9 protein-coding genes and 1 pseudogene are annotated in these 7,785 nt (G+C 65.7%); all 10 read left to right on the top strand.

Features of this window, described 5'->3' with window-relative positions; genetic code table 11:
* Window positions 1-597: pseudogene (locus MB818_RS12930) on the top strand (hypothetical protein); the annotation flags it as partial.
* Between the two features lie 44 nt (window positions 598-641).
* Window positions 642-932 (top strand): DUF6127 family protein, encoded by a 291-nt coding sequence (locus tag MB818_RS12925; RefSeq protein ID WP_238905334.1) that lies wholly within the window; start codon window positions 642-644, stop codon window positions 930-932.
* A 107-nt stretch (window positions 933-1,039) separates the two neighbouring features.
* Window positions 1,040-1,714, top strand: a complete 675-nt coding sequence (locus MB818_RS12920) for a YcbK family protein (RefSeq protein ID WP_238905332.1) — start codon at window positions 1,040-1,042, stop codon at window positions 1,712-1,714.
* 162 nt (window positions 1,715-1,876) lie between these two features.
* Entirely contained in the window at window positions 1,877-2,128 is a 252-nt protein-coding gene (locus tag MB818_RS12910; protein ID WP_238905327.1) for a hypothetical protein, read from the top strand.
* A 61-nt stretch (window positions 2,129-2,189) separates the two neighbouring features.
* Window positions 2,190-3,035, top strand: coding sequence for an arsenate reductase/protein-tyrosine-phosphatase family protein (locus tag MB818_RS12905; protein WP_238905325.1), 846 nt, complete (start codon window positions 2,190-2,192; stop codon window positions 3,033-3,035).
* Window positions 3,032-4,030, top strand: coding sequence for an ArsJ-associated glyceraldehyde-3-phosphate dehydrogenase (locus MB818_RS12900; protein ID WP_238905323.1), 999 nt, complete (start codon window positions 3,032-3,034; stop codon window positions 4,028-4,030). Before MB818_RS12905 ends, MB818_RS12900 begins: the two co-directional genes overlap by 4 nt.
* Window positions 4,027-5,310 (top strand): organoarsenical effux MFS transporter ArsJ, encoded by a 1,284-nt coding sequence (gene arsJ, locus MB818_RS12895; protein ID WP_238905321.1) that lies wholly within the window; start codon window positions 4,027-4,029, stop codon window positions 5,308-5,310. Before MB818_RS12900 ends, arsJ begins: the two co-directional genes overlap by 4 nt.
* On the top strand, window positions 5,307-6,314 hold the full coding sequence (arsB, locus tag MB818_RS12890; protein ID WP_238905319.1) for an ACR3 family arsenite efflux transporter: 1,008 nt from the start codon (window positions 5,307-5,309) through the stop codon (window positions 6,312-6,314). The genes arsJ and arsB overlap by 4 nt, the downstream gene beginning before the upstream one ends.
* A gap of 46 nt (window positions 6,315-6,360) precedes the next feature.
* Window positions 6,361-6,678 (top strand): ArsR/SmtB family transcription factor, encoded by a 318-nt coding sequence (locus MB818_RS12885; RefSeq protein WP_238905317.1) that lies wholly within the window; start codon window positions 6,361-6,363, stop codon window positions 6,676-6,678.
* Window positions 6,679-6,733: 55 nt separating this feature from the next.
* Window positions 6,734-7,783, top strand: coding sequence for a permease (locus MB818_RS12880; RefSeq protein ID WP_238905339.1), 1,050 nt, complete (start codon window positions 6,734-6,736; stop codon window positions 7,781-7,783).
* Window positions 7,784-7,785: the final 2 nt, after the last annotated feature.

Here is a 7,785-nt window from a genome sequence, read left to right as displayed (position 1 = left end):
GTGGCGGGCAATGTCGATGACTACAGGGTCACGGCTTATGTCGATCTGAGCCAGGTCGGGCAGGTTCTCGGCAAGGCGGACAAGGTCAATGGCGCAGGGGCGGTGCGGTTCGACTTCGGCGGCACCAATTTCCTCGACGGCAATGGCCGGTTCTTTCTCTCCAATGTGCTCGTCTCCGACCAGGACACCCGCGGCCGGCGCTTCCGTATCCTACGGCCCACCGGGCCGGGCACGTTCGCCACTGCCGTGGGCGGGCATGCCGAACTGGGCGATGGCGATCCCGCCACCTTTGCCTATGCCCGCGCGGCCGGAGATGCGGTCACCTCCACGCTGACGCCCGGCGCCACGCCGCCCGGCACCATCGGCCGGGTGATCCTGGCAAGCCATGCCCGCAATGCCTCGGCCAATCCCAATCCCGGCCAGGTCATCAACCGCCTGCGGATCGGCGGTACAAATCATGATGCTGCCGGACAGGCGCCAGCCGGGGCGTCGCTCGAGGCGCTCACCTCGGAATGGGCGCTCAATCCCGACACCGGTCTGCCCTGGACCTGGGCCGATCTTGCCAGTCTCGAGATCGGCTTTGCCGGGGGCAGCTGAGCCGGGTCAAACAACCGGACCATCAGACGAAAGGAACACTGCCCATGTCACCGCCCCTGCGTGAGACCGGCAACCTGCGCATTCCCGAGGCCGAGTTCCAGGCCATGCTGGCGCGCGCTGCGGAAGAAGGCGCCCGGCGCGCGCTGGCCGATGTCGGGCTCGAGGGCGAGACCGCCGCGCTCGACATCCGCGATCTGCGCTCGCTGCTGGACTGCATCCGCTTCGTGCGCCGCACCGCCGTGCAGACCACCGTGCATCTCATCACCACCGGTCTCATCCTCGCCCTGCTGGCCGGCAGCGTGATCAAGCTCCGGCTGTTCGGGGGTGGGCCGTAGGGCGGGCGGTGATCCGCCGGGTACGCTTCCGGCCCCCCAGCCTTCCGAACCAACACCCATGCATCCGCCGCCCTCCGAGGCGGCGGTCCTGTTTCCGGAGACATCCCATGTCAACGATCTTTTATGCCCACTGGTGCGATGTGCCGGAGGCCGCCTGGCGCTGGCCGAACTTCTCGCCCGCGGAAATCGCCTGCCGCGGGACCGGCAAGCTGCTGATCAATGAACCCGCGCTCGACAGGTTGCAGGCGCTGCGGGACCGGCTGGGCAAGCCGCTGATCGTGCGCTCGGCCTATCGCAGTCCCGAGCACAACCGCGCCGTGGGCGGTGCGTCGCGCTCGAAGCACATGGACGGCGCCGCGTACGACATTGCCATGGCGAACCATGATCCGGCGGTCTTCGAGGCGGCGGCGCGCGAGGTCGGGTTCCTCGGCTTCGGTTTCTATCCGCGCTCGGGGTTCATCCATGTCGATCTCGGCCCCGCACGGCAGTGGGGCGAGCGGTTCCCGGTCTGGGCGACGGCCTTCGCGGCCGAGACCCCGCCGGCGCGCGAGAGCCTGGCGCAGAGCCGGACCATGAGGGCCGGTGGTGCGGCTGGCGTCGCGACGCTGGGCGCGGCCGGCGTGGAGGTGGCGCAGCAGGTCCTGGCCGAGACGCAGACCGCCATCCTGCCGTTGATTCCGTATCTCGACACGCTGCGCTGGGTGCTCATCGCTGCGGCGCTCGGCGGGATCGCGGTCACGATCTACGCGCGCCTGGATGATTGGCGCCGGGGGCTACGGTGATCGGCTGGGCGGTAGCCGCACTCGGCGGCTCGGCATGGGCTCGCGCGGCGATCCGATACGGTGTCACCGCGCTCGCGATCCTTCTGTTTCTGCTGGCCCTGCGCCGCTCCGGCGAGCGCGCAGGTCGCCTGGCCGAGCGGCTTGAGACCATGGAGAAAGCCCATGACGTACAACGACGGATGCTCGAGGCAGCGGCGCGTCGTCCTCGCGATCGCGACGAGCTTGCTGACCGGCTGCGCGACGGTCGGTTCTGATGGCGGAGCATTGCGGGCATGTCCGCCGGTCGTCGCGTACAGCCGGGAGGAACAGGTGCGGGCGGCGGAGGAGTTGACCATGTTGCCAGCGGAGTCGGCGATTGTGGAGATGCTGAGCGACTATGCCGTTATGCGGGAGCAGGCGCGGGTCTGCATGTGAAGATTTCATGACGGCATGGGTTGGGAATTGCTCATATCATTACTTCTGTTATCCACGAATTATGGAAACACTGATTCCCTTTCGCCTGGATACGCTCGGTCATCCTCAGCGGCTGGCCATCTTTCGGCTGCTCATGCGTCGATATCCCGACCGGGTGCCGGCTGGAGAACTGGCCGAGGCGCTGGGTCTCAAGGCCTCCACGCTGTCCGCTTATCTTTCCGCGCTGATGCAAGCCGGACTGGTGACCCAGGAGCGGGTCGCAACATCGCTGCGGTACTCCATCGACATGCCGGAGGTGCGACGGACTTTCGACTACCTGCTCCTCGACTGCTGTCGCGGTCGGCCGGAGTTCTGCTCACCCGTTTCAACGCATTTCGACATGGGGTCTCCTGCCATGCCCGACCAAAAGTTCAACGTTCTGTTTATCTGCACTGGCAACTCGGCGCGATCGATCTTCGCCGAGTCCATACTGCGCAAGACTGCGGGAGACCGGTTCAACGCCTACTCGGCCGGGACCCGTCCCGGCTCGAAGCTGAATCCCTTTGCTGTTCAGGTCCTGAGGGACAAGGGGCATGACATATCGGTGCTTCGATCGAAAGACGTCTCTGAGTTCTCCGGTCCGGACGCTCCGCATTTCCACTTTGTCTTCACCGTCTGCAACCAGGCGGCCAACGAAGAGTGCCCGGCCTGGGAAGGCCAGCCGGTGACCGGGCACTGGGGTATGCCGGATCCGGTCAAGGCAGAGGGGAATGACGCCCAGAAGGCGCTCGCTTTCCAGGAGGCCTATGGCGCCCTGAAACAGCGGATCGATCTCTTCACCGCGCTCAACATCGAGTCCCTCAGCCTTCTGGCATTGCAGGCAAAGATCGACGACATCGGCCGCAAACCCATCGAGGACCTTTCATGACCACATATGCCCTGAACGGCCTCGGCCGCATCGGCAAGCTTTCCCTCAAGCCGCTTCTCGATCGCGGGGCGCAGATCGCCTGGATCAACGATGCCGTGGGCGACCCGGCGATGCACGCGCACCTCTTGGAGTTCGATACCGTGCATGGGCGCTGGCAGGCCGACATCTCCCACGATGCCGACAGCGTGACCATCGACGGTACACGGTTGCCGTTCATCGGCACGCGGGACCTGTCGGCGCTACCGCTCGAGGGTGTCGACGTGGTCATCGATTGCACCGGCGCCTTCAAGACCGAGGCGAAGATCGCCCCCTATTTCGAGGCGGGCGTGAAGAAGGTTGTCGTTTCGGCGCCCGTCAAGGATGGGGGCGCGGCCAACATCGTCTACGGTGTCAACCATGACATCTACGATACCGCGGCGCACCGGATCGTCACGGCCGCGAGCTGCACGACAAACTGCCTCGCCCCGGTGGTGAAGGTGATCCACGAGGCGATCGGCATCCGGCATGGCTCGATCACCACGATCCATGACGTGACCAACACCCAGACCATCGTCGACCGGCCCGCGAAGGACCTGCGCCGCGCGCGCTCGGCCCTGAACTCGCTGATCCCGACCACCACGGGCAGCGCCACGGCGATCACTCTGATCTATCCCGAACTGAAGGGGCGACTGAACGGCCATGCCGTGCGCGTGCCGCTGCTCAATGCCTCGATCACCGACTGCGTCTTCGAGGTGGAACGGCCAACGACAGTCGAGGAGGTGAACGCGCTGTTCAGAGCCGCGGCCGATGGGCCGCTTGCCGGGATCCTCGGCTACGAGGAGCGCCCGCTCGTGTCGGCCGATTACACCAACGACACGCGATCGAGCATCGTGGACGCGCCCTCGACCATGGTCGTGAACGGCACGCAGGTGAAGGTCTATGCCTGGTACGACAACGAGATGGGCTACGCACACCGCCTCGTCGATGTCGCGCTGATGGTCGGGGCCTCGCTTTGACCGATCGCCCTGCGCCCGCGCGACCGGATGGCCTGAGCGCCTATATTGCGGTTACCGCCGCCTACTGGGCCTTCATGCTGACCGACGGCGCGCTCCGAATGCTGGTGCTGCTGCACTTCCACACGCTCGGCTTTTCGCCGGTGCAGCTCGCCTATCTCTTCGTGCTCTACGAGATCGCGGGGATGGTAACCAACCTGTCGGCGGGGTGGATCGCGGCGCGCTTCGGGCTGACCACGACGCTTTATGCGGGCCTCGGGCTTCAGGTGGTGGCGCTCATCGCGCTCGCGCAGCTCGACCCGGGCTGGGCCATCGGCGCGTCGGTCGCCTATGTCATGGTCGTGCAGGGCGCGAGCGGCGTGGCCAAGGACCTCGCCAAGATGTCCTCGAAGTCGGCGGTGAAGCTGCTTGCGCCGACCGAGGGCGGCGGCCTCTTCCGCTGGGTGGCCCTCCTGACCGGCTCGAAGAACGCGGTGAAGGGCCTCGGCTTTCTCCTCGGTGCGGCGCTTCTGGCAACGCTGGGCTTCGTCTGGGCAATTCTGGCGATGGCCGCCGTCCTTGCGGCGATCCTCGTCGCGGTCCTGATCGCCATGCCGCCGGGGCTGCCGAGGGGGCGCAAGGGCGCGAAGTTCTCTGAGGTCTTCTCGAAGTCCGCCAACGTGAACTGGCTCAGCGCGGCCCGGGTGTTTCTCTTCGGTGCCCGCGACGTCTGGTTCGTTGTCGGCATCCCGATCTACTTCTATGCGGTCCTGTCGGATGGGACGACGGAGGGGAACCGCGCCGCCTTCTTCATGATCGGGGTCTTCATGGCGCTCTGGATCATTCTCTATGGGGCGGTCCAGGCCGCGGCACCGCGCCTCTTGCGGGCGGTCGGCCGGTCCGAGGGGGACCTGATCGGGGCCGCCAGAACCTGGGCCTGTATGCTGGCCGTGGTTCCAGCCATGCTAACCGTGGCGGCGCTCCTGTCTCCGGCTCCTCAGACATGGCTGACAGTCACGCTCGTCGCCGGACTCCTCGTGTTCGGCGCGATCTTCGCCGTGAACTCGTCGCTCCATTCCTATCTGATCCTCGCCTTCACGAAGACCGAACGGGTCACGATGGACGTGGGCTTTTACTACATGGCCAACGCCGGCGGTCGCCTTCTGGGCACCGTCCTGTCCGGTCTGACCTACCAGGTTGGAGGACTCGCCCTCATGCTCGGGACCGCGGCAGCGATGGTCGCGATCTCTGCACTGGCCGCTGGTCATCTCAGCGCCGCAACTCGAGAGGATATCTCCGCATGAGCGTGTTCGAGCGCTATCTCTCCGTCTGGATCGCTCTCGCCATCGTGGCGGGGATCCTGATCGGCAGCGTCGCGCCGTCGCTTGTCGAGGCGATCGCCGCGGCCGAAGTGGCGCGCGTCAACCTCGTCGTTGCGGTGCTGATCTGGGCGATGGTCTATCCCATGATGATCGGAGTCGACCCCGGCAGTCTGAAGGATGTCTTCAAACAGCCCAAGGGCCTCGCCATCACGCTTGCGGTGAACTGGCTGATCAAGCCCTTCACGATGGCCGCGCTCGGCGTTCTGTTCTTCGAAGTCGTCTTCGCCGACCTGATCGCCCCCGAGGACGCCCAGCAATACATTGCGGGTCTGATCCTCCTTGGCGCCGCGCCCTGCACGGCGATGGTCTTCGTCTGGTCGCAGCTGACGCGGGGCGACGAGAGCTACACGCTGCTGCAGGTCTCCGTGAACGACGTGGTGATGGTCTTCGCCTTCGCGCCCATCGTGGCGTTCCTGCTCGGGGTTACGGACATTACCGTTCCTTGGGAGACGCTGGTTCTCTCAGTGTTGCTGTTCGTGGCGCTGCCTCTTGCCGCGGGGCTCTGGACCCGGAGGCGGCTTGGCAGCGCAGCCCGGATTGAGGCCTTCCGCGACCGGGTCAAGCCGTGGTCTGTCGTCGGCCTCATCGCAACTGTCGTGATCCTCTTTGGCCTGCAGGGGCAGGTGATCCTCGACCGGCCCCAGGTCATCGCGCTGATCGCGGTGCCGATCCTGATCCAGTCCTACGGCATATTCGCTCTGGCCTATGCCGCGGCCTACGCCTTGCGGGTGCCTCATCGGATCGCGGCGCCCTGCGCGCTGATCGGCACCTCGAATTTCTTCGAGCTTGCGGTGGCCGTGGCGATCAGCCTTTTCGGCCTGAACTCGGGCGCTGCGCTGGCAACGGTCGTGGGCGTTCTGGTCGAGGTGCCGGTGATGCTGTCGCTGGTGGCATTCGCCAACCGCACGCGGTCGCGCTTCACCTGAAGCAAAAAAGAATCGACAAAACTGGAATCATGGTTATATTTCGACCATGACCACAATCAGTCCCAACGCCCGTGCCCTTGCCGCTCTCGGCCACGATGCCCGCCTGTCGATCTTTCGCCTGTTGGTGAAGGCCGGTGATGAGGGGCTGCGCGTCAGCGACATCGGCGAGCATCTCGGGCTCGCGCCATCGACGCTGGCGCATCATCTCTCGACGCTCGTCGACGCCGGCCTGGTGCTTCAGGACAAGCAGGGACGCGAGGTGTTCAACCGCGTCGACTTTCCCGCGATGCGCGCGCTTGTCGGCTTCCTGACCTCCGAGTGTTGCGCGGGCGTTGCCGTTCGTCGCGTCGAGGATGCCGCATGAAAAGCGCGTGCCATTTTTCTTGGCCGAAAACAACTGCAATTCCGGAGATTTGGTGATGACTGACACGACCCTTGCGGCGCCTGGCCTGCGGTCCACGTTGCGCAGCCTTTGGCAAGACCAGCGCGTCTGGCTCGCCTCCGCCGCTATCTTGGTGACGCTGGCGGTGTTCGACACGCCTCAGGCCGTGGAGAGTGCACTGTTCGCCGGCGACGCGCTCCTGAGCACGGCGCCATTCCTGATCCTGTCGATCGCCATCGCCGCCTGGGCCAACGCGACCGGCGCGGACAACCTGATCGCCAAGGCATTCACCGGTGCGCCGCTCCTGATGATCGGGCTTGGCGCGCTGGCGGGCGGCATCTCGCCCTTCTGCTCCTGCGGGGTGATCCCGCTGATCGCGGCGCTTTTGGCGATGGGGGTGCCACTCTCGGCGGTGATGGCCTTCTGGCTTGCCTCTCCGATCATGGATCCGTCGATGTTCGTGCTGACGGCGGGCGTGCTCGACCTCGAATTCGCGGTGGCCAAGACTCTTTCTGCCATCGGGCTGGGTCTATTCGGAGGCATCGTGGTGCATCTCATCATGAAAGGCGGTGCCTTCGCCGATCCGCTGCGGGAAGGGATCGGAAACGGCGGCTGCGGCGGCGCAAAGATCCGCGCGCCGAAGGAGGTCGTCTGGCGGTTTTGGACGGACGCCGACCGCCGCGCGAAGTTCGCAAAGACCGCGCTGAGCACGACGCTGTTTCTCGCCAAGTGGCTGACGCTGGCCTTCATTCTCGAAAGCCTGATGCTGGCGTGGATCCCGGCGGAAACCGTAACCGCCACGCTGGGCGGCGAGGGCCTGCTGCCCATTGTCACCGCAACGCTTGTCGGGGTCCCTGCCTATCTGAATGGCTACGCGGCCCTGCCACTGGTCGGCGGGCTGATCGAGCAGGGCATGGCGCCGGGCGCGGGGATGGCCTTTCTCGTGGCCGGCGGCGTGACATCGATCCCTGCTGCGATGGCGGTCTGGGCCATTGCCCGTCCTCCTGTCTTCCTTCTCTATCTGGCGCTTTCGCTGACCGGGGCCTTCGCGTCGGGGCTTCTGTTCCAGTTCTGGCAGATGCTGTGATG

Source organism: Ruegeria alba, from assembly GCF_022321465.1.
Lineage (GTDB): Bacteria > Pseudomonadota > Alphaproteobacteria > Rhodobacterales > Rhodobacteraceae > Ruegeria_B > Ruegeria_B alba.
The sequence above is the reverse complement of the archived record's forward strand: the minus strand, read 5'-3'. Positions and strand labels throughout refer to the sequence as shown.

Bases quoted from the DNA above. Each gene is read 5' to 3' on its own strand.
- MB818_RS12925 (WP_238905334.1), top strand. From the start codon at position 642: ATGTCACCGCCCCTGCGTGAGACCGGCAACCTGCGCATTCCCGAGGCC.
- MB818_RS12920 (WP_238905332.1), top strand. From the start codon at position 1,040: ATGTCAACGATCTTTTATGCCCACTGGTGCGATGTGCCGGAGGCCGCC.
- MB818_RS12910 (WP_238905327.1), top strand. From the start codon at position 1,877: ATGACGTACAACGACGGATGCTCGAGGCAGCGGCGCGTCGTCCTCGCG.
- MB818_RS12905 (WP_238905325.1), top strand. From the start codon at position 2,190: ATGGAAACACTGATTCCCTTTCGCCTGGATACGCTCGGTCATCCTCAG.
- MB818_RS12900 (WP_238905323.1), top strand. From the start codon at position 3,032: ATGACCACATATGCCCTGAACGGCCTCGGCCGCATCGGCAAGCTTTCC.
- arsB (WP_238905319.1), top strand. From the start codon at position 5,307: ATGAGCGTGTTCGAGCGCTATCTCTCCGTCTGGATCGCTCTCGCCATC.
- MB818_RS12885 (WP_238905317.1), top strand. From the start codon at position 6,361: ATGACCACAATCAGTCCCAACGCCCGTGCCCTTGCCGCTCTCGGCCAC.
- MB818_RS12880 (WP_238905339.1), top strand. From the start codon at position 6,734: ATGACTGACACGACCCTTGCGGCGCCTGGCCTGCGGTCCACGTTGCGC.